The sequence below is a fragment of the Neomelitea salexigens DSM 19753 genome (assembly GCF_000422345.1).
GTDB classification, from domain to species: domain Bacteria; phylum Pseudomonadota; class Gammaproteobacteria; order Pseudomonadales; family Spongiibacteraceae; genus Spongiibacter; species Spongiibacter marinus_A.
On sequence record NZ_KE383819.1, the window covers coordinates 37625 to 63400 of the forward strand.

The 25776-nt window shown below is 56.4% G+C and carries 28 protein-coding genes; 9 read left to right on the forward strand and 19 right to left on the reverse strand.

Going from position 1 to position 25776, the window contains the following annotated elements; translation table 11 throughout:
• Positions 1–5: 5 nt before the first annotated feature.
• Genes H573_RS0115845 through arsS form a run of 3 tightly spaced genes read right to left on the reverse strand, consistent with a single transcriptional unit; the run spans position 6 to position 3091 of the window.
• A complete protein-coding gene (locus H573_RS0115845) occupies positions 6–1043 on the reverse strand; it encodes an NADP(H)-dependent aldo-keto reductase (protein ID WP_027875116.1) in 1038 nt (345 codons plus the stop codon).
• A gap of 32 nt (positions 1044–1075) precedes the next feature.
• Positions 1076–2119, reverse strand: a complete 1044-nt coding sequence (locus tag H573_RS0115850) for a methyltransferase domain-containing protein (protein ID WP_027875117.1) — start codon at positions 2117–2119, stop codon at positions 1076–1078.
• A 12-nt stretch (positions 2120–2131) separates the two neighbouring features.
• Positions 2132–3091, reverse strand: a complete 960-nt coding sequence (gene arsS / locus H573_RS0115855) for an arsenosugar biosynthesis radical SAM (seleno)protein ArsS (RefSeq protein ID WP_027875118.1) — start codon at positions 3089–3091, stop codon at positions 2132–2134.
• Positions 3092–3377: 286 nt separating this feature from the next.
• Between arsS and purE the strand changes: the two genes are divergently transcribed.
• Complete coding sequence (gene purE / locus H573_RS0115860; protein ID WP_027875119.1) at positions 3378–3869, forward strand: 5-(carboxyamino)imidazole ribonucleotide mutase; 492 nt, start codon at positions 3378–3380, stop codon at positions 3867–3869.
• On the forward strand, positions 3869–4936 hold the full coding sequence (gene purK, locus H573_RS0115865; RefSeq protein ID WP_027875120.1) for a 5-(carboxyamino)imidazole ribonucleotide synthase: 1068 nt from the start codon (positions 3869–3871) through the stop codon (positions 4934–4936). The genes purE and purK overlap by 1 nt, the downstream gene beginning before the upstream one ends.
• A gap of 35 nt (positions 4937–4971) precedes the next feature.
• On the opposite strand, the gene nrtS is transcribed toward purK, so the two are convergent.
• Together nrtS and H573_RS0115875 are read right to left on the reverse strand one after the other, a co-directional pair.
• Positions 4972–5187: a nitrate/nitrite transporter NrtS gene (gene nrtS / locus H573_RS0115870; RefSeq protein WP_027875121.1), complete on the reverse strand. Its 216-nt coding sequence runs from the start codon at positions 5185–5187 to the stop codon at positions 4972–4974.
• Between the two features lie 50 nt (positions 5188–5237).
• Complete coding sequence (locus H573_RS0115875) at positions 5238–6083, reverse strand: LysR family transcriptional regulator (RefSeq protein ID WP_027875122.1); 846 nt, start codon at positions 6081–6083, stop codon at positions 5238–5240.
• A 146-nt stretch (positions 6084–6229) separates the two neighbouring features.
• On the opposite strand from H573_RS0115875, the gene H573_RS18630 reads away from it, so the two are divergent.
• Entirely contained in the window at positions 6230–7012 is a 783-nt protein-coding gene (locus H573_RS18630; protein ID WP_154653934.1) for an HPP family protein, read from the forward strand.
• Here H573_RS18630 and H573_RS0115885 read toward each other — a convergent pair.
• Positions 7005–7895, reverse strand: coding sequence for a LysR family transcriptional regulator (locus H573_RS0115885; protein ID WP_027875123.1), 891 nt, complete (start codon positions 7893–7895; stop codon positions 7005–7007). The two genes, H573_RS18630 and H573_RS0115885, sit on opposite strands and share 8 nt — an antisense overlap.
• Positions 7896–8006: 111 nt before the next feature.
• Between H573_RS0115885 and H573_RS0115890 the strand changes: the two genes are divergently transcribed.
• A complete protein-coding gene (locus tag H573_RS0115890) occupies positions 8007–9113 on the forward strand; it encodes an S-(hydroxymethyl)glutathione dehydrogenase/class III alcohol dehydrogenase (protein ID WP_027875124.1) in 1107 nt (368 codons plus the stop codon).
• 13 nt (positions 9114–9126) lie between these two features.
• On the forward strand, positions 9127–9981 hold the full coding sequence (gene fghA / locus H573_RS0115895; RefSeq protein WP_027875125.1) for an S-formylglutathione hydrolase: 855 nt from the start codon (positions 9127–9129) through the stop codon (positions 9979–9981).
• An 89-nt stretch (positions 9982–10070) separates the two neighbouring features.
• On the opposite strand, the gene trmB is transcribed toward fghA, so the two are convergent.
• The 7 genes from trmB to H573_RS0115930 form a co-directional block, all read right to left on the reverse strand.
• On the reverse strand, positions 10071–10766 hold the full coding sequence (gene trmB / locus H573_RS0115900) for a tRNA (guanosine(46)-N7)-methyltransferase TrmB (protein WP_027875126.1): 696 nt from the start codon (positions 10764–10766) through the stop codon (positions 10071–10073).
• Positions 10763–11140 (reverse strand): DUF423 domain-containing protein, encoded by a 378-nt coding sequence (locus H573_RS0115905; RefSeq protein WP_027875127.1) that lies wholly within the window; start codon positions 11138–11140, stop codon positions 10763–10765. Before H573_RS0115905 ends, trmB begins: the two co-directional genes overlap by 4 nt.
• Before the next feature lie 72 nt (positions 11141–11212).
• The gene (locus H573_RS18635; protein ID WP_154653935.1) at positions 11213–11947 is read right to left on the reverse strand and encodes a hypothetical protein; all 735 of its coding nucleotides are present in this window, start codon (positions 11945–11947) and stop codon (positions 11213–11215) included.
• Between the two features lie 150 nt (positions 11948–12097).
• Positions 12098–12946, reverse strand: coding sequence for an RNA polymerase sigma factor RpoH (rpoH, locus tag H573_RS0115915; RefSeq protein ID WP_027875128.1), 849 nt, complete (start codon positions 12944–12946; stop codon positions 12098–12100).
• Positions 12947–13100: 154 nt separating this feature from the next.
• The gene (locus H573_RS0115920; RefSeq protein WP_027875129.1) at positions 13101–14456 is read right to left on the reverse strand and encodes an ABC1 kinase family protein; all 1356 of its coding nucleotides are present in this window, start codon (positions 14454–14456) and stop codon (positions 13101–13103) included.
• Between the two features lie 41 nt (positions 14457–14497).
• Positions 14498–14803, reverse strand: a complete 306-nt coding sequence (locus H573_RS0115925; RefSeq protein WP_027875130.1) for an SET domain-containing protein — start codon at positions 14801–14803, stop codon at positions 14498–14500.
• Positions 14804–14811: 8 nt separating this feature from the next.
• Entirely contained in the window at positions 14812–15567 is a 756-nt protein-coding gene (locus H573_RS0115930; protein ID WP_027875131.1) for a dienelactone hydrolase family protein, read from the reverse strand.
• 131 nt (positions 15568–15698) lie between these two features.
• On the opposite strand from H573_RS0115930, the gene H573_RS0115935 reads away from it, so the two are divergent.
• Complete coding sequence (locus H573_RS0115935) at positions 15699–16091, forward strand: DUF1761 family protein (protein ID WP_027875132.1); 393 nt, start codon at positions 15699–15701, stop codon at positions 16089–16091.
• A 3-nt stretch (positions 16092–16094) separates the two neighbouring features.
• Here the strand turns inward: H573_RS0115935 and H573_RS0115940 are convergent, their stop codons facing one another.
• Positions 16095–16355 (reverse strand): hypothetical protein, encoded by a 261-nt coding sequence (locus H573_RS0115940; RefSeq protein ID WP_027875133.1) that lies wholly within the window; start codon positions 16353–16355, stop codon positions 16095–16097.
• 139 nt (positions 16356–16494) lie between these two features.
• Here H573_RS0115940 and H573_RS0115945 point away from each other — a divergent pair, with 139 nt between their 5' ends.
• A complete protein-coding gene (locus H573_RS0115945; RefSeq protein WP_027875134.1) occupies positions 16495–17469 on the forward strand; it encodes a class 1 fructose-bisphosphatase in 975 nt (324 codons plus the stop codon).
• Between the two features lie 45 nt (positions 17470–17514).
• Here the strand turns inward: H573_RS0115945 and H573_RS0115950 are convergent, their stop codons facing one another.
• The 4 genes from H573_RS0115950 to serA all read right to left on the reverse strand — a co-directional run bounded on the left by H573_RS0115950 (position 17515) and on the right by serA (position 23027).
• The gene (locus tag H573_RS0115950; protein ID WP_234701888.1) at positions 17515–20100 is read right to left on the reverse strand and encodes a TonB-dependent receptor; all 2586 of its coding nucleotides are present in this window, start codon (positions 20098–20100) and stop codon (positions 17515–17517) included.
• A gap of 190 nt (positions 20101–20290) precedes the next feature.
• Positions 20291–21313 carry an LLM class F420-dependent oxidoreductase gene (locus H573_RS0115955; RefSeq protein WP_027875136.1) on the reverse strand — a complete coding sequence of 341 codons (1023 nt, stop codon included), beginning with the start codon at positions 21311–21313 and terminating at the stop codon, positions 20291–20293.
• Positions 21314–21419: 106 nt separating this feature from the next.
• The gene (locus H573_RS0115960) at positions 21420–21788 is read right to left on the reverse strand and encodes a hypothetical protein (protein WP_027875137.1); all 369 of its coding nucleotides are present in this window, start codon (positions 21786–21788) and stop codon (positions 21420–21422) included.
• Positions 21789–21800: 12 nt separating this feature from the next.
• Positions 21801–23027, reverse strand: a complete 1227-nt coding sequence (gene serA / locus H573_RS0115965; protein ID WP_027875138.1) for a phosphoglycerate dehydrogenase — start codon at positions 23025–23027, stop codon at positions 21801–21803.
• 89 nt (positions 23028–23116) lie between these two features.
• On the opposite strand from serA, the gene H573_RS0115970 reads away from it, so the two are divergent.
• Together H573_RS0115970 and H573_RS0115975 are read left to right on the forward strand one after the other, a co-directional pair.
• Positions 23117–24529 (forward strand): FAD-binding oxidoreductase, encoded by a 1413-nt coding sequence (locus H573_RS0115970; RefSeq protein ID WP_027875139.1) that lies wholly within the window; start codon positions 23117–23119, stop codon positions 24527–24529.
• A gap of 12 nt (positions 24530–24541) precedes the next feature.
• Positions 24542–25210, forward strand: coding sequence for a fumarylacetoacetate hydrolase family protein (locus H573_RS0115975; RefSeq protein WP_027875140.1), 669 nt, complete (start codon positions 24542–24544; stop codon positions 25208–25210).
• 68 nt (positions 25211–25278) lie between these two features.
• On the opposite strand, the gene H573_RS19625 is transcribed toward H573_RS0115975, so the two are convergent.
• Positions 25279–25656: a hypothetical protein gene (locus H573_RS19625; RefSeq protein WP_027875141.1), complete on the reverse strand. Its 378-nt coding sequence runs from the start codon at positions 25654–25656 to the stop codon at positions 25279–25281.
• Between the last annotated feature and the right edge of the window lie 120 nt (positions 25657–25776).

The following is a 25776-nucleotide window of genomic DNA, read 5'->3' on the forward strand; positions in this document are numbered from 1 at the left end:
TCTCTTTAGGGGGCGGGATTTGGCTGGGCGGTGTGAATGGCCTCGATACCTTCCATTACTGCATCGCTGAGCACGAGCTCGGCGCTGTCGATATTGCTTTTCAACTGCGCCATTGAGGTTGCGCCGATAATATTGCTGGTGACAAATGGCTGATGGGTTACGAATGCCAGAGCCATCTGCGCAAAGCCCATACCGTGTTCCTCCGCTAACAGCGCGTAGCGCTCGGTCGCCACGGCAGCCTGAGGATTGTTGTAACGCTGAAAGCGCTCGAAAAGCGTAATGCGGGCATTCTCGGGCCGCTGCCCGTGACGGTATTTGCCACTGAGCATGCCGAAGGCCAGCGGTGAATACGCCAGCAGCCCCACATTTTCACGCAGGGCGATTTCGGCCAGCCCCACTTCAAAACTGCGATTCAACAAGTTGTAGGGATTCTGAATACTCACCACCCTCGGCAGGGCATAGCGCTCGGCCAGGCGCAGGAAATTCAATACGCCCCAGGGAGTTTCATTGCTGAGCCCCACTGTTTTTACCTGACCGCTGGCCACCAACTCACTGAGAGTTTTCAGCAATTCATGCTGATTCGCTTCGACATCGGCGTTATCGCTGCTGTGGCGGTAGCCCAACTTGCCAAAAAAATTGGTGTCGCGATTTGGCCAGTGAATCTGATAGAGATCGAGGTAGTCGGTTTGCAGGCGCTGAAGGCTGCCTTCGAAGGCCTTGAGCAGGGCGTCGCGATCCAGCCCGCGGCCGCCGCGAATATGTGCGTTGCCGGGGCCGGTGGCTTTACTGGCAAGCACCAGTTGGTCGCGACCTCCGCGCTCACTCAGCCAGCGACCGATGTACTCCTCCGTCCGCCCCTGCGTTTCCGCCCTGGGCGGCACTGGATACATTTCAGCGGTGTCGAAAAAATTGATCCCACGCGAGCGCGCATAATCCATTTGTTCAAAGGCCTCGTCACAGGTGTTCTGCTCGCCCCAGGTCATTGTGCCCAGGCAGAGCTCACTGACCTCGATAGTGGAATTTCCCAGGGGACGCATTTTCATCACACACTCCTTTTGTATTTTGCGCGACTAACTCAGCAACAGGGCAAGGCGCCGTCATCATCAGCCGTACTGAAGGGCAGCGACACGCCGCAGCCTTCAAAGATGCCGTAGTGGCGGCTGAAGTCGCCCAGAAAATCAAAGTGCTCGGCAAAACGGCTATCGGCCAGCATTCGCCAGGTATTGCCACACACCGGAAACACCCGACCCACTTCAATAATATGGTGCTTGTCGAGGACAAAGTTCACCGGCCTTTCACTAATGCTGCCGCGGTAGCGAACCGCCTGGCCGTAGTCTTCACAATCGCTTTCCAAATCATCGAGGTTAAACAGGCGATAGGTTGCCGAGAAGAATTCGACGCCAGCCGTTTTTGCTGCAACGGCCGGGTCGGTCATTTCCAGGGGGCGGTCTTCGACTAAGCGCGGGTCGGTAAAGCCCTGCCCCTTGGCGAGTTGCACAAAGTCGTTCCAGTACAGGGCGCCGCCCAAACACTCGCCGTAGAGCAGTGGATCATCACGCATTGCCTCGGGAACACGCCGATTGGCGTAAACATCTGAAAAATAGAATTCGCCGCCGGGCTTCAACAGCCGCTTAACCCCGGCTAACACCGCGGCTTTATCGGGTGATAAATTGATCACGCAATTGGACACCACCACGTCGAAGCTGGCGGGCTCCAGGTCCAATTCATCCAAGCGCTCAATATAGCCCTGGATAAAGCGCACATTATCAAAGCCGAATTGTTCAGCGTGCCAGGCCTGGGTATCGCGCGCTACGGCTAACTGCTCGTCGGTCATGTCTACCCCGACCACCTCGCCCTCTGCCCCCACCATTTGCGCCAGGGCGTATACATCGCGGCCGCTGCCGCAACCCAGATCGAGCACGCGCCGCCCCCGCAGTTCCGTGGGACACACCAGTCCACAGCCGTAATAGCGCGACAACACCTCGGGATGAAGCTTCGCCAACAGCGGCTTGAGCCACTCGGGCATGGCACTGGCATCGCAGCAGGCGCTGGTCTTTAAATCGTCGGAGCTCTGCAGCTGCTTGCCGTAATAATCTTTAACAATATCGTGACTGTTCATCGTGTTATTTCCTTACAATGCCCCACCGCAACTGCTGCCCTGCCCCGCTGTACAACCATAGCAATGCCCCGCTACGCGAATTGGCTGCCCTTGCAGATTCCTGGAGAGCAACGTCGTTAAGTCTGCGCGCTGATCACCGGCACTCGGCAAACCGAGCCCCAGTTGCTGGTTAAAGTCGCAGTCGTACAGGTAGCCCTGCCAGTCAACACTGACCAAACTGCGGCACATCACCGACGACAAGTTGGCCTCGCTGTAGCTACCTTTTAGCAGTGCGAGGTAATCATCAAATTGCCCTTTAGAAATCAGGGTGGAGCCGAAGCGCTGAATGGGCATATTGGCCAGCGCAAACAGCGAGTTAAAAACAATGCCAAAGTGCGCCATGAGTTCACGTCGATAATCGGCCTCCAAGCGCTGTTGATTCGGCGGCAGTGTCGGCCCCTGGGGGTTATAGACCAAATTGAGAACCCGCCCACTGCCGCTCTGCCCGTAACCCAACTGGTTGAGAACCTGAAGACCGGCAATACTCTTATCGAACACACCGTCGCCGCGTTGGGCGTCGACATTTTCCATGGAATAACAGGGCAGCGACGCGACCACTTCTACATCGTTGGCCGCCAAAAATTCAGCCAGCCCTTCCTGCCCAGGCTCAAACAAAATTGTCAGGTTGCAGCGATCAATCACCTTTACCCCGAGTGCCCGCGCCTTAACAACCAGCTCGCGGAACTGCGGGTGAAGCTCTGGCGCGCCACCGGTGAGGTCCAACACCTGAATATCGCGCGCGCGGAGCACATCGAGCACCAGAGCGATATTGTCCTCGGTCATCATCTCGGTGCGCGTCGGCCCCGCATTCACATGGCAATGCAGGCAGCGCTGGTTGCACTTATATCCCAGGTTCACCTGCAAGGTGTCGATGGCATGGCGGTGTATGGCGGGGAATTCGGTCAGCTCTAACAGCGGCAGGGTCTCTTGCATAATTATCCTGTTTATCAACGGTAAGCCGGCTGAGCACATGCAGCCTCTGCTCATAGTTTCACAAGCGTGGCCTTTGTTACAAAATTCGTCAAAAAATGCGCCGCAGCATGTGCAAGCTTACGCGCCAATGCCAGTGACGGAGCAAGCGGCCAGCAAAAAGCAGCGGAATTGCCGAGGGCCGGCGCTGCGATCACAGGAATTCGTTCAATAATCCACCAATTGACGCGCGCAGAGCCTGAAAATTGATTTATAATGCGCGGTTTTTACGCGACGAGAGCAAAAGCCAATGTCAGCAAAAGTTGCCCTAATCATGGGCTCCAAAAGCGACTGGGACACCATGCGTCCAGCCACCGAGATCATGAGCGAGCTAGGGGTCGAGCACCACGTGGAAGTGGTTTCCGCGCACCGCACCCCCGACAAGCTGATGAGCTTCGCCGAAACCGCCGTCGACAACGGTTACTCGGTGATAATCGCCGGTGCTGGGGGCGCAGCCCATCTACCTGGTATGGTGGCATCGAAAACCCGCCTGCCGGTATTGGGTGTGCCTGTGCAGAGCCGCGCCCTGAATGGCATGGACAGCCTGTTATCCATCGTGCAAATGCCCAAAGGGATTGCCGTGGGCACACTGGCTATTGGCACCGCGGGTGCGTTTAATGCCGGCTTGCTCGCCTGCCAGATTCTGGCCACCCACGATGCTGAGCTGGCTGAGCGACTCGAACAGTTCCGCAGCAAGCAGACCGACACAGTTCTCGACAACCCAGACCCCCGGGAGGCCTAATGCAAACCGTTTGGGTATTGGGCGCCGGTCAATTGGGCGCCATGTTACAACAGGCCGCGTACCCGCTGGCGCTGCGCGTTGAACCCCTCGACCCCGACGTGACCGCGCTACCAAACATCGGCGACAACGATATTGTCACCGTTGAACGCGAACAGTGGCCGGAAACACCACTGACTCGCCACTTGAGCGAGCACCCGAATTTCGTCAACGCCGATGTTTTCTGGCGCATTGCCGACCGCTTCCACCAAAAATCTCTGCTGGACAGCCTCGAGGTTGCCACAGCCCCGTGGCGCACCGTCGAGCAGGACACCAGCGCCGACGAGCTGCACCAGGCACTGGGCAAGGATGTATTACTGAAGCGCCGCACGGGCGGCTACGATGGCAAGGGTCAGTACTGGCTGCACAGTGACAATGCCGACGACGTGCCCGCGGCGTGGCAAGGCACCGCCATCGCCGAGCAGAAAATTCCATTCATGGAAGAGCTGTCTCTGGTCGGTGCTCGCGACAGCAATGGCAAGCACGTGTTTTATCCACTGACACTCAACCTGCACAGCAACGGTATTTTAATGGCGTCTGTTGCCCCGCTGTCTCGCGTGGATCACTTGCAGGGCCAGGCACAGGCCATGCTCGGCAAGATTATGGACGCCATGAACTACGTCGGTGTGATGGCAATGGAGTGCTTCCGGGTTGGCGACGAACTGATCGTCAATGAGCTGGCGCCCCGCGTGCACAACAGCGGCCACTGGACCCAGGCCGGTGCCTGCGTCAGCCAGTTTGAAATGCATTTGCGCGCCGTTGCCAGGCTGCCGATCAAGGCACCCGAGGTACGCGGTCATAGCGTGATGATCAACCTGATTGGCATTGAGCGCGACACCCGCTGGATGGCGATTCCTTCTACTCAGTGCTACTGGTATGGCAAAGACGTTCGCCCGGGACGCAAACTCGGCCATATTAATATCAATCATCCACAGCTGTCGGCGGTGAGCACGGCATTAGAGGCGTTGAAACAGCAGCTGCCGGAAAATTATGGCCCAGTTTTTGACTGGGTAGAAGGCCAGTTAAAATAAAGCGCCTTATTTTGGCAGCACACGCCTGGCCCAGCCTATTGCTGGGCCAGCAGCTGCGTTTTCGCGCCGCTGTAGCTGGCAACGCAGTAGGGCGTAAGGTAGTTGAGCAATAAGCGCGGCAGATCCGGTTCAACACCCGCCCACAGCACTTCACCCTGATTGATCACATTTAATATCGTGCCCACGACGGCAGCCACTTTCAGCGCGGTGAAAACGACCGGCCGCGACATTGCACTCTGCCAGAACCCCATTGCACTCTCCTTCAACGATTCCCCGCAATGACGCCTCGCAAGGCGCGGTGTTACAACTGCCACTGCTGTTCTTCGGCAGCTTGTTGCCGCAAGCCCTCCAGCATTTGGCTCAAGGCCAGAGAGCGCTCACCGCGCCGAGTGAGCAAATACACCGGGTAGCTGAACTCGGGGGCATCATCCACGCGGCGCAGCTGGCCACTGTCAAAGTAGGGCGCTAATACACGGCTGCGAAAATAGCCGCTGCCACCGCTGGCCAACATCAGCTGCAGGGCCAACGGCCCGAGATTCACCCTACAGCGGTGTTGCTTTGCTCGCGGCAAACTCGCCTCAAACTGCTCGCGAAAGCCCGGCCCCCAATCAACCAGATAAAATGGCCCTGACCGCGATGGCGTTTCAGCCAGGAGGAGCTTTTCTTCCAGCAGCAACTCCACAACGTAGCCGCTGTGATAACGCGGCAAGTGCACAAGCACGGCATCGAGCTCACCGCTATCTAACTTGGCCAGCAAGGACTCGGCACTTTCGACACAGACCTCAAACTGCACCCCGGTCAAGTGTTGCTGGGCCCACTGCAACCACCCACTCAGCAAGGGATTCCACAGGCTGGTTTCGCCCCCCACCGCCAATCTCGCTTGCTCGGCAAGGGGTTCTTTTACCGCGTCAAATGCCAGCTGCCACTCACTGAGCAAGCGCTGTGCATGGGGCGCAAAACGCTCACCTTCCGGGGTTAAACGCGCGCCTTTGCGGTTTCTCACAAACAGGGCACAGCCGAGCTGCTGCTCCAGGCGCTGCAAACGCACAGTTACCGCCGTTTGACTAATGTGCAGGCGCTCAGCGGCCGCCAGCAAACTCCCGGCGCTCACGATCTCCATAAAGGTCTTTAGCAGAGTTCTATCCACAACCGGCGCCGCCTGTTTAAATTCACTTTTATGAAATTTTAATATGATTAATATTCCATAAACATAATAATTGTTGCTCGATAGAATGCACGCCCTAAATTGGTGCCCTGCCACAACGGCACGGCCAGTCAAAGGGCCCATCGCACGTGCCAAGCCACCAAGTTCATCAGCCTCTCGCCCGCTTACTCGGCGTGGAAGCCAACACCACCTCCCATGCTGAGAAATGGCTATCGATTATCGGCAGCACACTCGGCATGGCCTTCGCCTGCTGGCTGAGCAGTCAGCTGCCTGGCGGAAATTCGCTGGCGTGGATGCTCGCCTCGACAGGCGCCAGTGCGGCCCTGATTTTTGCCATCCCCCACGGCGCGCTGTCTCAACCCTGGCCAGTATTGGGTGGGCATGTTATTTCGGCCTTTATCGGCGTGAGCTGCCAGCGCTATCTACCCACTCACGAATTCGCCGCGATCGCGGCAACGGGGCTATCTATTGCGGCAATGTACTATCTGCGCTGCCTTCACCCTCCCGGCGTGGCCACGGCGCTATTTGCCGTAATGGGCGGAGCAGAGATTCACCAGCTGTCGTATTCACTACTGCTTAATCCGGTGCTGCTGAATGCCTGCACCTTGGTGTTGGCAGGCCTGCTGTTTAATAACCTGTTTCCCTCGCGCCGCTACCCCAGCACCCTCGGACGCAGCGCCGCAGCAGCGTCGAGTTTGCAAGAAGAAGACGTCGCCAAGGCGCTGCGCGAGCTGGACTCCTTTGTGGATATCAGCCCAGAGGATTTAAGCCGCCTGTACACTTGCGCCAATACCTTTGCGGAGCAGCGCCGCCGCGACTGGCAACATCGCGAATCGCGTATATTGCGCCTGCGCCCGCGCATGAAAGCTCAGCCACACCCGCGATCTCGCAAGCAAAAGCGCGCTAACTGAGGTAGTCGACCTGGCGAAACTGCTCTGCCAAAAAGTCGACAAAGGCGCTGACCTTGGCAGATAAATGACGGTTGTGAGGATACACCGCCCACACGGCGGTATCGGCGGGTTGATAGTTCTGCATCACCGCTTGCAGGCGCCCTGCCTGCAGGTCCTCGTAAACATAAAATTCGGGCAGCTGCACCAAACCCAGCCCGCGGCGCGCCGCCGCCAATAGCGCATGGCCATTGTTGCTGCGCCAGCGCCCCTCGACCTTGAGCTCGACATGCTGGCCACGGGAATCGCGAAACCGCCACGTGGGCAATGAACCCACCAAACAACTGTGTTCCCGCAGATCCTCCACGCTATTGGGCACACCGTAGTGGTCGAAGTAGTCGCGGCTTCCACAAATTAATAAGCGCCTTTCGGCGATTCGCCGGGCGATCAGCGACGAATCCTTAAGCACCCCTGCGCGAATTGCCAGATCGTAACCTTCTTCCAGCAAATCAATATTGCGGTTATTAAAATCCAGCTGCAGATTCACGGCGGGGTAACGCTTTAAAAATTCTGCCGCCGCTGGCGCCACATAGCGCTCGCCAAAGGCCCCTGCCACCGTCACCCGAAGATTGCCCTGTGGGCTGGCCTGCTGCTGCATTACGGCCTGCTCGGTTTCTTGCATTTGCCCGAGAATACTTTTGCAGCGCTGAAAGTATGCCTCGCCGATTTCACTCAACACCAAACGCCGGGTGCTGCGAGTAAGCAGTTGTACGCCGAGGTGATTTTCCAGACGGCTAAGCTGACGGCTGGCATGGGATTTTGACATCCCCAAATGCTGCGCGGCCGCCGAAAAACTGCCCTGCTCCACCACAGCAACAAACACCTCCACCGCTTCCCAATGTTTCACGGCCACCCCTTATTGTTGTCACATGAAAACAATAAGTTTACCAAATAGTGGATTATCGTTTTTCAGTTATCAATTTAGACTAGCGCCATTAACCAATACGGGGAGACACCCATGAAAACAAAAGCTGCTGTCGCCTTTGGCGCTGGAAAACCTCTGGAAGTACTCGATGTGGACCTCGAGGGCCCGCGCGCCGGTGAGGTGATGATTGAATTAAAGGCTACCGGTATTTGCCATACCGATGCCTTCACTCTATCTGGCGATGACCCGGAGGGAGAGTTCCCCACCATTCTCGGCCACGAGGGCGCTGGCATTGTGGTGGAAGTCGGTGCGGGCGTTACCAGCGTGAAACCCGGCGACCATGTTATTCCCCTGTATACACCGGAATGCCGCCACTGCGACTTCTGCCTCCACCCCAAAACCAACCTCTGTCAGTCGATCCGCACCACCCAGGGGCAGGGCTTAATGCCAGACGGCACTAGCCGCTTCTCCCTGGACGGCACACCACTCAAGCACTATATGGGTTGCTCAACCTTCTCCAACTTTACCGTGCTGCCAGAAATTGCTGTGGCGAAAATTCGTGAAGACGCGCCCTTTGATAAAGTCTGCTACATCGGCTGCGGCGTCACCACGGGCGTCGGCGCGGTTGTCTTCGATGCCAAAGTAGAGCCAGGTAGCAATGTCGTGGTGTTCGGCCTGGGAGGCATCGGCCTCAATGTTATTCAGGGTGCGCGCATGGCGGGCGCGAATATGATTGTTGGTGTGGACATTAACCCCAGTAAGGTCGAGCTGGCGAAGAAATTCGGCATGACCCACTTCCTCAATCCCAAGGAGGTGCCGGATATTGTTGAAGCCATTGTCGAGCTCACCAAAGGTGGTGCCGACTACAGTTTTGAGTGCATAGGCAATGTCACCACCATGCGCCAAGCACTGGAGTGCTGTCACAAGGGTTGGGGGGAATCCGTGGTCATTGGCGTGGCCGGCGCCGGCCAGGAAATTTCAACGCGCCCCTTTCAACTGGTGACGGGTAGAGTCTGGCGCGGTTCCGCCTTTGGTGGCGCACGCGGCCGCACCGACGTACCGAAAATCGTCGACTGGTACATGGATGGCAAGATCAATATCGACGACCTGATCACCCACACCATGCCGCTTGAGGACATCAACAAGGGCTTCGACCTAATGCATGCGGGCGAAAGTATTCGCTCCGTCGTACTGTATTAACCGGGAGAAGACGATGGAACAAATTGCAGAGCACCGCTGTTTTGGCGGCCGACAACTTCGCTATCGCCACCAAAGCCAGACACTGAACTGTTCAATGCAGGTATCGGTTTTTCTGCCCCCCCAGGCGAAAAGCGCCAAGGTGCCGGTACTGTACTGGCTCTCTGGGCTCACCTGCAGCGACGAAAACTTCGTGCAAAAAGCGGGCGCGCAGCAATTTGCCGCACGCTATGGGGTAGCGATCGTCGCGCCGGATACCAGCCCGCGTGGGGAGGGCGTTGCTGACGACCCCGACGGCGCCTACGACTTGGGCCTGGGGGCTGGCTTTTATGTCAATGCCAGCCAGCAACCCTGGGCTGAACACTACCAAATGGAGAGCTATATCAGCACCGAGCTGCCAGAACTAGTAAGTGCACACTTACCTGTTGATGCCAGCCGATGTGGTCTATTCGGCCACTCCATGGGCGGGCACGGCGCGTTGACGCTCGGCTTAAAATACCCCGAGCGCTTCCACAGCTTGTCGGCGTTCGCGCCCATTAGTTCGCCAATGAACTGCCCTTGGGGAGAAAAGGCACTCGGCCAGTACTTGGGGGAAGATCGTAAACAGTGGCAGCAAGCGGACAGCTGCTTTTTGATTCGTGAGCACGGCGCCACCGCCCCGCGCATTCTGGTTGATCAGGGCAGCGACGATGACTTTTTAGAGAGTCAGCTCAAACCCGCTTTGCTGCAGGCCGCAGCCACAGCCGGCGGCGCTGACCTGACTCTGCGGATGCAAGAGGGCTACGACCACAGTTACTTTTTTATCGCGAGCTTTATTGAAGACCATATTCGCTTTCACAGCGAGCAGCTCGGGCCTGCCCACACTCGTTGAGTGACGCCTGTTGCAGCGAAAAATTCGCCGTTCGAGGAATGAGAGGGAACGTTTGCTTATTCTATATGAGCGGCGCAGCAGCGGCGGACTCAGTCCGCCGTTTTCTCAAACAGTAAGTCCCACACACCGTGACCCAGGCGTTCACCGCGACGCTCAAATTTTGTCACCGGACGGTAATCCGGGCGCGGTGCAAATTGGCCTTCGCCCTCGCAGTTGGTAAAACCGGGCGCGGCTGACATGACCTCCATCATGTGCTCAGCGTAGTTTTCCCAGTCAGTCGCTAAGTGAATCACGCCACCGGGCTGCAGTTTTTTACGCAACAACTGAACAAACTCTGGCTGAATTAGACGGCGCTTATGGTGGCGCTTTTTATGCCAGGGGTCAGGAAAATACACCTGCACGCGGCTTAAGCTCTCGTCGGCGATACAGCGCTCCAACACTTCAACGGCATCGTCACAGTAGGCGCGCAAATTCTCGATACCGGACTCATCGATTAAATGCATCAGGCGTCCGACACCCGGGCTGTGCACTTCTACACCGATAAAGTTTTTCTCTGGCGCGGCAGCGGCCATGGTGGCCAGGGAGTCGCCCATACCGAAACCGATTTCCAACACCGTTGGTGCGCGGCGGCCGAACACCTCATCTAAATCTATCGCGCCCTTTTCAAGCTCCAGCCCCTTGCTTGGCCAGTGCAAATCGTAGGAGCGCTTTTGGCCTTCAGTCATCCGCCCGGTACGCAGTACAAAGCTGCGAATTCGGCGCATTTTGGTGTTCTCTTCACTCATTGCACACCTCTTAGGGCAGCCACCATCAGGCAAATCCACGCCGCAAGAAAACACAAGCCGCCCACCGGGGTGATCGCCCCCAGCACTTTAATACCGCTAATCGACAAGGCGTAAAGGCTGCCACTAAACAGCACAATACCTATGCCAAAGAGCCAGGTGGCCGCACGCAGCGCACCGTGTTGTACGCCCAGCTGCATCAATAACGCGACGGCCAATAACGCAAAGGTATGATAGAAGTGATACTGCACGGCCGTTTCATACACGGCCAACATGTCAGCCGATAAACGACCCTTTAAGCCATGGGCACCAAAGGCGCCCAAGGCCACAGCGAAAAAGCCGGAAAGCCCGGCCAGAAAAAAAGTGATCGACGCCATACTGCCCCCACGAAAACAGCGCGTATTGTAAGGGCTGGAAGCCGATAGGCAAAGCTGCCCGCAATTAGGCAATTAGAAAGGCACGCGGTATTCAACCCCGAGCGCCAGGTTATTCACATCTTGCCGGCGATATTGATTGAGACGGTATTCCGCCACCGCATACCACTGCTGCCACACCCGCCAGCCGAGTTGTAGCTCGGCGACCATCGGGTTGGCCGGGAAGCCCTCAGGTAGGTCTTCATTAAAGGTGTGATCAATAAACCCTGCGAGGTATAGGCGCTCACTCAAGGCGGGAGAACTCCAGCGCCAGCTGTGCTCCAACTGCCAAACCGATTCGCCGCGGTCGTCAATTTGCAGGGCGTGCAGGGTCAGCGAATACGTCAGATTGAGTTGCGCAAACCGTTGGCGAAACCACGAACTATCATTCAAGCGCCATCGCAGGCCAAAGCGCAATCGGTCATTGTCCTCGCCGGTGCGCATATTATGCTGCACACTTAGATCCAGCGACGGTACTGCCGCGAGCTGCCGACGCAGATTTTGCTCGGTGTAATAGCTATTGGTTTCAGACAGCTCAGCTGTAGCCGGCTGGTTATAGAAATTGACAAAGCCAAAGTATGACCAGCGCTGTGAAAGCTGGGCGCCAATATTCAGTGTAAAAACCGAATCGCTTTCTACGTCATCAAGGTAGGGGTAAACGTTAAAATCCAGAAAGCCTTTTCCGTAGACATGCCACGGGCACAGTAACAGCGCGCCGCACAATACCATGCAGCGCTTGCCGCCGCGTGCTGCAAGCCAAGGGAGTGTCATTATTATTTGCCCCGCCACACCAATACCCGGCCATTTGTAGCGCGCCCCTCAGCGGGGAAACATGCGTATTTATGCGTGGCAGCCCGCAAAAAAAAAACGCCCCGACTAGCGAGGCGTTTTCAGGTGTTACTTGGGAGAGCCGGGGCGGGCTTACTCCATGGCGGCCTTAAGCTTTTTCATCGCCGCTTTTTCCAGTTGTCGAATGCGCTCAGCGGAAACGCCGTAGCGGTCGGCCAACTCGTGCAGAGTCGCTTTGCTTTCGACCAACCAGCGGCTTTGCAGGATATCCCGACTACGCTCGTCTAGCTCGTCCAGCGCCAGGGCTAAACTCTGGTGGTTGCTCTCTTCCCAGTTATCAGCTTCCAGCAGGCGCGCAGGGTCTTGGCTGTTGTCTTCCAAGTAATGCACCGGCGCGACGAAACTGCTGTCGTCATCACTGTCGCTGGCATCGAAGCCGACATCCACCGAACTCAGGCGCCCTTCCATACGGCGCACTTCAGTGACATCAACGCCGAGATCACTGGCCACGGCGTGGGCCTCGTCATTACTCAGCCAGGCCAGCTGTTTCTTCGCACTGCGCAGATTGAAAAACAACTTACGCTGCGCCTTGGTGGTTGCCACTTTCACAATGCGCCAGTTGCGCAATACGTACTCGTGAATTTCCGCCTTGATCCAGTGCACCGCAAAAGACACCAAACGCACCCCTTTGCTGGGGTCAAAGCGCTTAACCGCCTTCATCAGACCGACATTGCCTTCCTGAATCAGGTCAGCCTGGGGCAGGCCATAGCCGCTGTAGCTTTTAGCAATGTGCACCACAAAACGAAGGTGCGACATAACTAACTCGCGGGCCGCCTCAAGGTTGCCACGATAGTGAAGTTCTTCCGCCAGTTCCCGCTCGCGCTCAACACTGAGCACAGGGATACTGCCTACTGCTTGAATATATGCAGAGAGATCACCACCCGGCACAAGTTGCTGTACTGGCTGCAGATGGGTGCTCATGCACATCCTCCTCACTGGTTACGGCCTCCCTCGCGGGGGCCCAAAAATACCGACTGCTTATTAGATGCCTAATAGTCGAAAAGTTCAAGAGTAAAGACCGCTCAAGCGCCCGAAGCCACTGGTCGCGAGCGTTACAACGCGTTAGTAAACACCACTACAAAAACTCTTGGAATACGGGTTCACCGTCAAAATGCGCATCCAACTGCGCAATCAGGGCATAGACACCCATGAGTTTACGCATAACGTAAAGGAAGTCCTTAGGGGGCAACGCAAAATAAGTGCTGATGGAGGCCGCCACTGCCCGCTTGGCAATGCGTTTAGGAAGGTTGCTGCGCCGCCAGTCGTAAAGGCCGTCGGCGCTGCGCGCCTCATCCGGGGCCAGGGAGGCTGAGCGCAGCGGCTCGCCGATATCCATACCGATGTCCACGAAGTTATCCAGCACACTGTCCGGGAAGTGCTCTTTCATGAAACCCAGGTCAATACTGCACTGACGGAACACCTCGCGATCGCGACGGTAAGCGGCACGCATCATCTCGCAAAAACGCTCAGCGAAGTCCGGCGGCAACAGTCGCATGGCGCCGAAATCCAGTAGCACTAACTGGTCGTTGCCATCGTCATTAATACGCACGCGGTAATTGCCAAAATTGGGGTCAGTTTGCATGCGCTGCCAGCGAAACAGCTCGGTAAGAAATAGCCTAAGCAGCGCCTCGCCCAACGCATTGCGGCGCGCCTGCGACAATGCCTCGACGTCGCAAGCAGCCACGCCCAGCGAACTCTCATAGCTCATGGTGAGCACACGCTGAGTGCAATAGCGATCGTAACTGCCGGGCACCACATAGCGCGCTTCACTAGTCAGGCGTTGGCGGGCGAAATCGAGATCGCGTTTTTCCTGCTCGTAATCGACTTCTTTGTGCAAGAGCTGGCGGATATCACCAAACCAGTCATCAATGTTACGCGTGGCATCCAGCAGCCGAGACAGTTTCAACAGACCCATCAACGCCTGGAAGTCGGCGTCGATAGTTTTATCCACGCCGGGGTACTGCACCTTCACGCACAGCTGTTCACCACTGCTGCGCAATACGGCCCTGTGCACTTGGCCTAGCGAGGCGGCGGCAAGCGGCTCGGTGTCGATATCCAGCTCAGCAAGGCGCTCTTCGCCCAGCTCTTTTTCCAACACCTTGCGAATCGCCCGCCAGCTCATTGGCGGCGTGTCGTCTTCCAGTGAATGCAGGGCTTCAGCAACTTCTGGCGGCATTAAGTAATCGGCATAGGTGGCCATCACCTGGCCAATTTTCACCACACTGCCCTTCAATTTACCCAGCTCTGCGATAAAGAATTCAATGTTCTCGCGGCGCTGGGCGAGGGCGGCCTCCTCATCGTTGGAAAAGCGCTCGCGCAGCGACTGGCGCAAAGCTCGGCTGCCGTAACGCAGTCCCACTTTGGATAACTCCAGGCGGCGCGAAAAGCCACCGGTTTTAATACGGTGCAGGGACTTCTCTTTATCACTCATAAACAAATGGCATTAGGCGGGGAAATTGGCGGATGAGCGGCCTAGGGCCAGTCATCCCCGTAGTCGTGCAGCAACTCTTCGCCTGGGGCGATATCTCGCAGCGCTACCACACTAAAGTCGTCATAGTAGATCACATTGGCCGGCCGCCCGTGATTGATGTATTTCAAGGAGCAGCAAACATCCACATCGCGGCCATCGGCCAGGCTCAGGGTGTGCAAACCCGGCTCTATTGTTGGCGCCGTTTCGCACCAGCCAATCACGGTATCGGCGGCAATAGCCCTGCGAGCAAACAAGCCCTTGCCATGCACAGGGCTGTTGCGCACCTTGTATAAACGCGAACCGGCCATCGCCGTGCTTAGTCTTCCAACATGCGCATCAAGGCTGCCCAGCTCTGACTGTCGGCCTTGGCATCATAACTCAGTGGCAAACCGTATTTTTTACCGACGGCCGTGGCACCGGGGTTGGTAAAGCTATGCTGGACGCCAGGGAAACTCATCAGCTGCAAATCCACCCCCGCAGAAGACATTTCCTCAACAAAAGCACCGACTTGCTCAGCGGGCACCATTGGGTCAGCGCCGCCGGTGGCCACCAACACCTTGGCTTTCACCACACCCGCTTGCGCTGGGGTTTCGGTGCCCAAGCTACCGTGAAAACTCGCCACTCCAGCCAAATCCAGCCCGCGGCGCGCCTGATTCAACACCACCGCTCCACCAAAGCAGTAGCCAATCGCATAGATGTCGCCCTTGGTTTGCCGCTTCAAAATGGCCACTGCCGCGTCAAAGCGGGCATTCATTTTTTCCGGCTCAGCGAGTGCCGCGTTCATAAAGGCTGTGGCATTTTCTGGGTGACTCGCCGTTTTGCCGTGGCCGTACATGTCGACAGCAATGGCTGTATAGCCCGCCTCAGCAAGCATCTTGGCGCGCTTGCGCGCGTAATCATTTAAGCCCCACCACTCGTGCACAACAACGACTGCGGGGGCGTCACTGCGCTTGGCCTTGTACAACATCGCCGTCCCAAGGTCGTCCGGCAGCTGAATTTTCTCGGCGGCCAGTGATTGGCTCACGCCCGACAAGGCCAAAATGGCGGCGAACAGTAACGAAAAGAGTCGCATTAATTTTTCTCTCCCTGATTAACAGCCTGAATGAAAAACCACATCGTGGTTCGTATTCTCAACAGTACAGACTACACTCTACATCAACACCCAGTCGTGATGATAACTCTTGCGGTACGGACCCAAGCCCCATGTCGATTTTTGACCTCCACCCAGGCGCCGCAGCCAGTGCCTTTCTCCTTAGTTTACTGCTCGGCTACATCTGGTATTCACCGCGAGTATTCGGCGACGCCTGGCGTTTAGAGCAGGGGCTCGGCGACAAAGCGACTGGCCCGGAATCGTCGCTGCCGGCAATGGCTAGCGCCTGCTTGCTACAGAGCTGGATGGTCGGGGTACTGGTCATGTTACTGCACAAGGGCTTACTTCCGTCTGGCACAATGATACTTTGCCTAAGCAGCTATATTAGCGTCGCCTGGCTATTGCGCCGGGTGCAGGCCAAAAATCGTAAGGTCGCCCTTATCGATTGCAGCTTTTTGGGCGCGACCACCATTCTTAGCTACTTGATGCACAGCATCATTTATTAGCGCTCACATCATGCTGCGCTCCACCTCCCGCAATCGGCGGGAATGATAGCGGCAGTTCTTACGCAGCCAGTTGTCCCGGCTTTTCCGCGCCCGCTTCATAGCGGCGCCACTTTTATAGCCCTTTAACTTGCGGCCATCGCGCAAGGCCTGCTGCAAACGCACCGCCTCTCGCTTGGCACTTTTACACTGTGGCCAATCCGCTGCATTGGCCCCCTCCAAAGACAGCAGTGATACCGTTAGTCCGACAATGATCCATCCACGCATCTCGACAACCTCCCTGTTGCGACGCGACCTTTCTCCCTGAAGCTAGAACAGCAATTCCGCCTGTGCAACACACTGTTCCTGATGCACCCCCACTGGCATAATAGCTGCTTTGCCACCACACCGACCGGATGCTCCCGATATGTCCCGCCAGAACCTCTCTGACTACCTTTCCTCTCACGCGCCTTCAGCGACACTGGCACAACTGATTTTGTCGATTGCCGAGGTCAGCCGCGCTATCCGTGACGACCTGTCCGGCGGTGCGTTGAACGATATTCTCGGCGCCGCTGGCGCAGAGAACGTTCAAGGGGAAGAGCAAAAGAAGCTGGACGTGATCGCCAACGAGCGTATTAAAACCGCACTGTCGGCATTGCCCAGCGTGCGCGGCATTGCCTCTGAAGAGGAAGATGAGGTCGTCGCCGCCCACAATGATGGCGAATTCTTGGTCACGTTCGATCCACTGGACGGCTCGTCAAATATCGATATAAACAGCATGGTCGGCACCATTTTTTCCGTGCTCGGCAGCCGTGGCGAAGGCGCCGTTAGCGAGGCCGAGTTCTTGCAGCCGGGCCGCCAGCAATTGGCTGCGGGGTATGTGCTGTACGGGCCATCCGTGATGCTGGTATTGACCGTAGGCAAAGGCGTGGTGATGTTTACCTACGAGCCGAAATCGGGTGAGTATCTGCTCACTGAAGCCGAGGTCAGCATTGCCAGGGAGTGCAAAGAATTCGCCATTAATATGTCCAACCAGCGCCACTGGCACCCCGCTATGCAGCGCTATATTGGTGAACTGCTACAGGGCAGCGAAGGCCCCAGAGGCAAGAACTACAACATGCGCTGGGTCGCGGCGATGGTGGCCGATGTGCACCGCATACTGTGTCGCGGCGGTCTGTTCTGCTACCCCTGGGACGCCCGCAAACCCGAGCAGGCCGGCAAACTGCGCCTGATGTACGAGGCGAACCCAATGGGACTACTCGTCGAGCAAGCCGGTGGCAAAGTGTGCACCCCCGACGGGAATATTCTCGACATTCAGCCTGAGCACATCCACCAGCGCGTCCCCGTGATCCTCGGCGCCGCGGATGAAGTGACACTGTGCCTGGACTACCACCAGCAATAATTAAACCCTGGCGCCGCCTCGCCCAGCGCAGGCGGCAGCATTCGCTTAAAACCGCTTGAAGACTTCCACACCGTAAAACCGGGGATCCCCCAGCGCCTGAGCATAGGTACCCAGCGATTCACCCGTTGCCACGGCACCAATATCGTAGCGCTCGTCGGTGGCGTTTTTCACATAGGCGGCAATGTTCAGGTCGTTCTCGCGATTGCTCCAGCTCAAGCGCAGGTCGACCAACATATAGTCGTCGGCATACACCAGCCCCGGGTTGCGCTTGGCAACATCCCAAGAGGCGTCATCCAAGCCCATGTACACTTCGCCCTTGTAGCTCAGGTCAATGCGCGGCGTGAATAACCCCACCTCGGTATTCAAGGTGTACTGAACACCCAGTGCCGCCGTTTTCCTCGGCGACACCGCAAACTCTTCATCACTGCGATCGATTGCAACGCTATCGCCCGCCACTGCCAACGGTGCCAGAGCCGTGTCTTCAAACTCCACAAAGCTGTAGTTGTTATTGCTGTAGCTCAAGGTAATCAGTGTATTCATGGTCGGCAGCCAGGTCAGCTCCATTTCGCCGCCCTCTATCGTCGACTCCCCGGCATTTTGCGAGGTGACGATCAGCGAATTGGCCGAGTCCACGCTCACGGTAATCAGCTGCATATTCTCGAAGGTCATGGAATACAGCGCCACATTGAAGCGCAGCGACCGCTCCAGTGCGTCTATCTTGAAGCCGATTTCGCGATTTTCCAGCAACTCTGGCTCAACCACCGCCAAGCCATCGACCCCGCTGGGCTCGTGAAAGCCCGACTTAAAGCCATTGCTCCATGTGGCATAGACCATGGCGGAGTCCACCAGAGTATTTTCCAGTAGCGACTCCGGCAGCACCCAGGAGGTTGATGCCATCGGCGTGAACTCCTTGAAGGTACTGCTGGTTTCGTAGTTTTTGGCAGCGCCTAGCGGCGCACCAATGATATCGGGGTAGGCCTCTCGCAGAATATCCTGGGCAATACTCAGCGGGTCCTGAGACCACGTGCCCAGGAAAGTATGAATACCCATCGACGGCTCGACCGGCACAAAACGCGGGTCAGCCGAGGTTAAGGCGGTAGACACCGCGGCCAGGTCGGCTTCGCGTGTAGCCAGTTCGGAGTCGCGACTCTCTTCGGTATAGCGGCCGCCGACGGTTAGCTCCCAGTCCTCGGTGATGTGCCAAGTTGCTTGTGCAAAAGCCGCCGCTGTCTCGCCGAATATTTCAAAATCCTGAACCGTTGCCAGCGGCACCAGCGCGCCCAGCACCGGAGGGTTAGTGCCACCCGGGGGGACCAATGCCGGATTGGGTACTTGCCCGGCCAGCAGCTGCGCCAAGGACGTGGAATCGGCACCGACCAGTGGACTGCCGACCATAAAGCGCTCGTTCTTATATTCATCTTGCCAGAACAGGCCCGCCGTGTAGTCTACCGCGCCATCGAATAGTCGGCCGTTAAATTGCAATTCTAAGGTCAGCGATTCCTGGTCGCTGTCACCCAACACAATGCCACGCAAAAATGGCGCCGGGCCGCCTTCATCCGCATTGCTTTGGGGTCCACCTTTCACCGCGTCGCGGTAGCCAAAAATGCCCTTGATACTGTGATCGGCATTCAGTTCCCAGTCTGCCGTGGCGCCGAGCAGCACAACATCTTGATCTTTAACTTGATACTGTTGATCGCCCTGATTGGTGACCAAATCGGGCAGCTTATCCCGGTCATTCGCTTCGCAGTTGTCGCGATACGCTCGGGGGTTGCTCGGGTCGGTGTCGCCCGGCCACAGCAGACCGAGGCCATCAACAAACAAGGCATCATCATTGACAATTTTGCAGTGGTAGGTGGGATAGCGCTCGCGAATTTTACCGAGGAAGGTCAGGGTATCCAGTGTCAGGCTATCGCTGGCAAGCCAGCGGGTTTGAAAGATGGCCGAGAGCCGGTCAATGGACTGAGTATCGCCGATACTGCGGTCCTCGAGAAAGCCGTCACGGCGGTGGCTATTCACCGATAGGCGAGTCAGGAAGTCCTCACTGACCGGCATATTTACCGCCGCGCGCAGCCGATTCTCACCGTAGCTACCCAGGCCGCCCTCCACATAACCACTGGCAACATCTTCAGGTTTGCTCAGCGTGAAAACAAGGGCACCACCGGTGTTATTCTTGCCAAATAGCGTGCCCTGAGGGCCACGCAATACCTGCACGCTGTCCACGTCGATGGTATCCAGCAGCTGGCCATCCGGGCGCGGGATAAATATGCCGTCCAGATAAACACTCACCGAGGGGTCAAAGCGCGCCATCGGTGCCCGCTGACCAATTCCGCGAATAAAGATCTGCGCCGATGTGCTGTCGTTAATCTGCAAGCTGGGCACCGATTTACTCAACTCGGTGGTGCTCAAAATGCCCTGGGCACGCAAGTCGTCACCGCTCATCGCGGTGACCGCAACCGGTGTTTCCTGCAAGTTTTCCGAGCGCTTACGGGCGGTTACCAGGACCTCTTCGATAGTACCGCCCATTTTTTCCTTGGCGGCAACTGGCGCCTGTTGAGCAAATGCCGGGCTCGCGCCTAGCAGCAACACGCAGCCGGGCAACAGGCCCCGGCCGAGGCAGGAGAACATACGCATAGTGAGTACCATCTGTCATTATTCATTATTGTTATGGCGCGCCATAACATGCGGCGCACATATGTAGCCTAACTACAGCAACACTAAAACACAATGCTTTCGTTATGGATCTTTGCGGCTGTAAAGGAGGGGTGGACAAGAAGCGCCCCACCACCCGGCCGGTGGCGGGGGATAGGTTGAACAGGCGGCCTTAGAGAACCGCCTCAGCTAAAAACTCCATGGTTTCAATCGATGTCTCAAAGTGATCGCGGTGGCCGATCATTAGGCTGGTTACCGGCGATTTCTTCCAGTCCTGCAAGCGCTCCTTAATTCGCGCTTTCGGACCCACCAGGGAAATTTCATCCACCAGGGCATCCGGCACGGCTTTGATCGCCTCTTCGTGCTTACCCTCATACCACAGGTCCTGCACTTTTTCGGCTTCATCGCCAAAGCCCATGCGCCCCATCAAGTTCTTATGGAAGTTATCTTTGCGGGCGCCCATGCCGCCGAGATAAAGTGCCATGGTCATCTTGCCCGGGAACATCGCTTCCTCGAGGTTATCGTTGATGATGCAATTCACCATGGCATTAATTTCAAAGCCCTCAGGCTTATTTGCCAGACTTTCTTCAAAGATATCCATACGGTAAGGCGAGACAAATATCGGCATCCAGCCGTCGAAACGCTCTGCCGCGAGGGCGATATTTTTAGGCCCTTCGGCGCCGAGAAATACCGGAATTTTATTGCGCAGCGGGTGGGTAATGCTCTTCAGGGGTTTGCCCAGGCCCAGGCTATCCGGCCCGTTATAGGGCAGGTTGTACTGCTTGCCGCTGAACTCCACCGGAGCCTCACGGGCGATGACCTGCTGGAAGATATCCAACCACTCGCGCGTGCGCTCCAAAGGGCGCTTAAACTGCTGGCCATACCAGCCCTCAACAACCTGCGGCCCCGATACCCCCACGCCCAAACACAGGCGACCGTTGGAAATATGGTCGAGGGTTAACGCCGACATCGCCGCGCACACCGGGGTACGCGCAGAAATCTGCATAACGCCAGTACACAGTCGAATCTTAGAGGTCATTGCAGCGATCGCCGCCAAGGGGGTAAAACAGTCAGAACCGTAGGCTTCCGCCGTGTACACAGAGTCAAAGCCGAGGTTTTCCGCAGCCTGTGCAAGTTCGATAAAGCGATCTGTGGGTTGCTTTTGAAAGTAGCCCAAATGTAAGCCGAGTTTCATGGCCGCGTCCTTCTAGCTGTGCGAATAAGCGCTCAGTATAGAAAGGTGGCTTGCGCAGACCTATGGCAAAACAGCTCAATTGGCATTTTGGCAGTGGCGAAAAAGATCAGCTGCCCACCGTGGGTGGCTGGGTATTGGCAACCCACTCCCACCACTGGTGCTCGCCCTCGGGCTTATCCTTATCCTGGCAGCGATACACATTCCATGTAACCAGATAATCCGGGTTGTCGACAGCGTGACCAGCGCCATCGCGGTATTGACCTGGCGGCGCAATAAACCACGGCGACATGGACGAGGGCAGGGTAAATTCCTCGCCCTGAGCCGGGCGCAGGGTAATGCCGTCGCTGGGCGTTACCCGCACGACCTTGCCCGACAACACCCGCTGCTGCAATGCGGCGCCGTCTACATCAAAGTAGCTCAGCGCCACCAGGGCCGTTTTATCCAGCAGCGCCTCTAGCCGCTCTAGCTCAGCCATCGTTGCGCTGACTTAGAACAACAAGCGGCAGCGGATAGTGTCGGGAATCTGCGACAGCTTCTCTTGAGCCAGCGCCCCAGAGTCCTTATCTAGATCCATGACCACGTAACCCACTTGGTCGTTGGTTTGCAGGTACTGACCAGAGATATTGATATTGTTCTCAGAGAAAATTTGGTTAATGGCACTAAGAATACCCGGCACGTTGCGGTGCACGTGCAGAATACGGTGTTTGCCTGGGTGGGCCGGCAGCGCCACTTCAGGGAAGTTAACCGACGAGGTTGTTGTGCCATTGTCAGAGTATTTCACCAGCTTATCGGCCACTTCCAGACCAATATTTTGCTGAGCCTCTACCGTTGAACCACCGATATGCGGCGTGAGGAAAACGTTGTCGAATTCACGCAGCGGCGAGACAAACTCGTCGTTATTGCCGCGCGGCTCCTCGGGGAATACATCGATTGCAGCGCCTGACAAGCGGGCATCGCTCAGCGCGTTACACAAGGCATCAATATCGACAACCGTACCGCGCGAAGCGTTGATCAGGATCGCGCCGCTCTTCATCTGAGCCAGCTCATTGGCCCCGATCATATCCTGCGTGGACGCCGTTTCCGGCACGTGAAGGCTGACAATATCGGAGGTCGCCAGCAATTCACCCAAGCTCACTTGAACGGCATTGCCCAGTGGCAGCTTGTTCACAACATCGGTAAAGCACACCTCCATGCCCAGGCCTTCCGCGATAACCGAAAGCTGCATGCCGATGGAGCCGTAGCCGATAATCCCCAGACGCTTACCGCGAATTTCATAAGAGCCGACAGCACTTTTCATCCACTCGCCACGGTGGGCAGCGGCGTTCTTTTCAGCAATGCCGCGCAACAGCAGGATCGCTTCGGCGATCACCAGCTCGGCGACCGAGCGTGTGTTGGAGAACGGCGCATTGAACACCGCAATACCGCGCTCGGTTGCCGCTTTGAGGTCTACTTGATTTGTGCCGATACAGAAGCAACCCACCGCGATCAATTTCTTCGCCGAATCAAACACGTCAGCCGTCAGCTGGGTACGCGAGCGAATGCCGACAAAGTGGGCGTCGGCGATCTTTTGCTTTAGCTCGTCGTCGGGCAGGGCCTTCTGATAATAGTCGATGTTGCTGTAGCCAGCGGCGTGGAGTGCGTCTACGGCGGACTGGTGAACACCTTCTAAGAGAAGGAATTTAATCTTGGCCTTGTCTAGGGAGGTTTTTGCCATCGGGGATGTGCTCTCGGAGGGGAAATATGAAAGCGCAATATGGTATCATAAAACGCTTTTCCTGTAGTCAATTTCCGAGGCAATTTGCCATGTCTTCCGCCAATCTCCATTCCTCTCCAGAGCGTGTAATTGCTGAGCTTCAAGCCATTGTTGGCGAAGACAAAGTTCGCTGCGACGCCGACACCCTTCACAGCCATGGCCGAGACTGGACCAAGGCCTGGGAGCCCGCGCCACTGGCGGTCGTTTTTCCGCGTAGTACCGAGCACGTTCAAGCCATTGTTAAACTGGCCAACGCCGAACAGCTAGCAGTTGTGCCAAGTGGCGGTCGCACCGGCCTGAGCGGCGGCGCGGTGGCTGCCAACGGCGAAGTGGTTATCTCCTTCGACTATATGAACCAGCTCAGTGACTTTAACGCCATCGACCGCACCGTGCGCTGTCAGGCTGGCGTGATTACCGAGCAGCTGCAGCACTTCGCCGAAGAGCAGGGCCTCTACTACCCCGTCGACTTCGCCTCTGCAGGCTCCTCGCAGATTGGCGGTAATATTTCCACGAACGCTGGCGGTATCAAGGTTCTTCGCTGGGGCATGACCCGCGACTGGGTTGCCGGGCTGACCGTTGTCACCGGCGCTGGCGAAATACTGGAATTGAACAACGGCCTGCTTAAAAACAATGCTGGCTATGACCTTCGCCAGCTGTTTATCGGCGCCGAGGGCACCCTAGGACTGATCTGCGAAGCAACGATGCAGTTAACCCGACAACCGAAAAACCTCACCGCCTTTGTACTGGGTGTTGAGAACTTCGATGGCATCATGAATCTGTTCAACCGTTTTCAATCAGAAATGGACCTGACGGCCTTCGAATTTTTCTCTGAGCAGGCCCTACAAAAAGTCGTTGAGCACAGCAAACTGCCGCGCCCCTTCGAGTCGACCTGCCCGTACTACGCCCTGCTAGAATTCGAAAAACTCAACGACGAAACCGAAGAGCAGGCAATGGCCTTATTCGAAGCCTGCGTAGAGGAAGGCTGGGTACTCGATGGCGTAATGAGCCAAAGCCTTGAGCAACTAAAAAACCTGTGGCGTCTGCGCGAGGATATCTCCGAAACCATTTCGCGCTGGACCCCCTATAAAAACGATATTTCCACGGTCATTTCAAAAGTCCCCAACTTCCTCAGCGAAGTCGAGAATGTCGTAAATAGCGAATACCCGGATTTTGAGATCATTTGGTTTGGACACATTGGCGACGGAAATCTGCACTTGAATATTCTCAAGCCAGACAACCTGGATAAAAGGGAATTCTTTGAGCAATGTGGCAAGGTCAGCCTGGCGGTGTTCGATATCGTGCAACGCTTCGGTGGCAGCGTATCGGCCGAACACGGTGTCGGCCTGCTGAAAAAAGACTACCTACAATACTCACGCAGCCCCGAGGAAATTGCCCTGATGCGTCACGTGAAGCAGGTATTTGACCCCAACGGTGTGATGAACCCTGGAAAAATTTTCGACTAAAAGGGCTTTATCATGTATTCGCAACACCGTTTTATCGATGGTCGCCCGCTGGAAATGCCGCTGGGAAAAATCGTCTGCGTGGGCCGCAACTACGCGGCTCATGCCAAGGAATTGAATAACCCGGTACCCGAGCAGCCACTGCTCTTCATCAAACCCGCCAGCGCCCTGGCTGCCCTAGAGGCGCCAATAGCGCTTCCACAGGACAAGGGTGAATGCCACCACGAACTAGAGGTCGCCCTGCTGATCGGCTCAACGTTAAGCCAAGCGAAACCTGAAGACTGCCTGGCCGCGATAGCGGGATACGGCTTGGCGCTCGACCTCACTCTGCGAGAACTTCAGTCAGAACTAAAAGCCAAAGGTCACCCCTGGGAGAGAGCCAAAGCGTTCGACGGTGCCTGCCCGCTGTCGGCATTTGTTCCGGCGGCCAGTATCCCCAACTGGCAAGAGTTGCGTTTTGAGCTGCATCGCAACGGTGAACTGCAGCAATCGGGTCACTGCAGCGACATGCTCTTTCCCATCGATGCATTACTTGCCGACATTAGCCAGAGCTTCACATTGCAGCCCGGTGATATTGTGCTGACGGGAACCCCCGCAGGCGTGGGGCCACTGCAAAATGGCGACACCCTTAGATGCCAGCTCGACAACTTGCTCAGTGTGACAACAGAAGTGCAAACGCCCTAAACAAAAAAACCGCCCTAAGGCGGTTTTTTTATCAAGCAAAATGGCTTAATTCTGCTTAAGCGACGGACTTAAACTTCCAGCTTGCGCCAGTCAGTCTTCAGCTCAGTTGCCCAACCACGGATTTTTTTATCAACCTGTGGCGCACGGGTCTCTGCAATTTCACCGGTTTTTGGATGCTTAAACTTACGCAGTGGACGCGCGGCTTGCTTCTTGCGAGGCTTCTTAGCAGCCGCTTTTTTAGCGGCGGGAGCGGCTTTAGCAGCAGCGGGTTTACGGCCGCGCTTTTTAGGTGCGGCAGCTTCAGTTTCATTCAAAATTTCCAGCAGGCCTTCGGCAGTTTGGCCGTGCTTTTTCATCAGTGCTTGCAGATCTGAAATAAACTTGAACTTTTGATCAAGCGCTTTATGCTCCGCTTCGAGCTGCTTCTGAAGTTTTGCAATATCCATAAGATATCCTTAACTAATCATTGAATGAAAAAAACACGTAACTAAATATTAGTTGTGTCATACAAAAACCTTCACTTAATTATCAATCAGCGCTCGCAATAAATAAACCTAATATCGATG

Bases quoted from the DNA above. Each gene is read 5' to 3' on its own strand.
- H573_RS0115845 (WP_027875116.1), bottom strand. From the start codon at position 1,043: ATGAAAATGCGTCCCCTGGGAAATTCCACTATCGAGGTCAGTGAGCTC.
- H573_RS0115850 (WP_027875117.1), bottom strand. From the start codon at position 2,119: ATGAACAGTCACGATATTGTTAAAGATTATTACGGCAAGCAGCTGCAG.
- arsS (WP_027875118.1), bottom strand. From the start codon at position 3,091: ATGCAAGAGACCCTGCCGCTGTTAGAGCTGACCGAATTCCCCGCCATA.
- purE (WP_027875119.1), top strand. From the start codon at position 3,378: ATGTCAGCAAAAGTTGCCCTAATCATGGGCTCCAAAAGCGACTGGGAC.
- purK (WP_027875120.1), top strand. From the start codon at position 3,869: ATGCAAACCGTTTGGGTATTGGGCGCCGGTCAATTGGGCGCCATGTTA.
- nrtS (WP_027875121.1), bottom strand. From the start codon at position 5,187: ATGGGGTTCTGGCAGAGTGCAATGTCGCGGCCGGTCGTTTTCACCGCG.
- H573_RS0115890 (WP_027875124.1), top strand. From the start codon at position 8,007: ATGAAAACAAAAGCTGCTGTCGCCTTTGGCGCTGGAAAACCTCTGGAA.
- fghA (WP_027875125.1), top strand. From the start codon at position 9,127: ATGGAACAAATTGCAGAGCACCGCTGTTTTGGCGGCCGACAACTTCGC.
- trmB (WP_027875126.1), bottom strand. From the start codon at position 10,766: ATGAGTGAAGAGAACACCAAAATGCGCCGAATTCGCAGCTTTGTACTG.
- H573_RS0115905 (WP_027875127.1), bottom strand. From the start codon at position 11,140: ATGGCGTCGATCACTTTTTTTCTGGCCGGGCTTTCCGGCTTTTTCGCT.
- H573_RS18635 (WP_154653935.1), bottom strand. From the start codon at position 11,947: ATGACACTCCCTTGGCTTGCAGCACGCGGCGGCAAGCGCTGCATGGTA.
- rpoH (WP_027875128.1), bottom strand. From the start codon at position 12,946: ATGAGCACCCATCTGCAGCCAGTACAGCAACTTGTGCCGGGTGGTGAT.
- H573_RS0115920 (WP_027875129.1), bottom strand. From the start codon at position 14,456: ATGAGTGATAAAGAGAAGTCCCTGCACCGTATTAAAACCGGTGGCTTT.
- H573_RS0115925 (WP_027875130.1), bottom strand. From the start codon at position 14,803: ATGGCCGGTTCGCGTTTATACAAGGTGCGCAACAGCCCTGTGCATGGC.
- H573_RS0115930 (WP_027875131.1), bottom strand. From the start codon at position 15,567: ATGCGACTCTTTTCGTTACTGTTCGCCGCCATTTTGGCCTTGTCGGGC.
- H573_RS0115935 (WP_027875132.1), top strand. From the start codon at position 15,699: ATGTCGATTTTTGACCTCCACCCAGGCGCCGCAGCCAGTGCCTTTCTC.
- H573_RS0115940 (WP_027875133.1), bottom strand. From the start codon at position 16,355: ATGCGTGGATGGATCATTGTCGGACTAACGGTATCACTGCTGTCTTTG.
- H573_RS0115945 (WP_027875134.1), top strand. From the start codon at position 16,495: ATGTCCCGCCAGAACCTCTCTGACTACCTTTCCTCTCACGCGCCTTCA.
- H573_RS0115950 (WP_234701888.1), bottom strand. From the start codon at position 20,100: ATGCGTATGTTCTCCTGCCTCGGCCGGGGCCTGTTGCCCGGCTGCGTG.
- H573_RS0115955 (WP_027875136.1), bottom strand. From the start codon at position 21,313: ATGAAACTCGGCTTACATTTGGGCTACTTTCAAAAGCAACCCACAGAT.
- H573_RS0115960 (WP_027875137.1), bottom strand. From the start codon at position 21,788: ATGGCTGAGCTAGAGCGGCTAGAGGCGCTGCTGGATAAAACGGCCCTG.
- serA (WP_027875138.1), bottom strand. From the start codon at position 23,027: ATGGCAAAAACCTCCCTAGACAAGGCCAAGATTAAATTCCTTCTCTTA.
- H573_RS0115970 (WP_027875139.1), top strand. From the start codon at position 23,117: ATGTCTTCCGCCAATCTCCATTCCTCTCCAGAGCGTGTAATTGCTGAG.
- H573_RS0115975 (WP_027875140.1), top strand. From the start codon at position 24,542: ATGTATTCGCAACACCGTTTTATCGATGGTCGCCCGCTGGAAATGCCG.
- H573_RS19625 (WP_027875141.1), bottom strand. From the start codon at position 25,656: ATGGATATTGCAAAACTTCAGAAGCAGCTCGAAGCGGAGCATAAAGCG.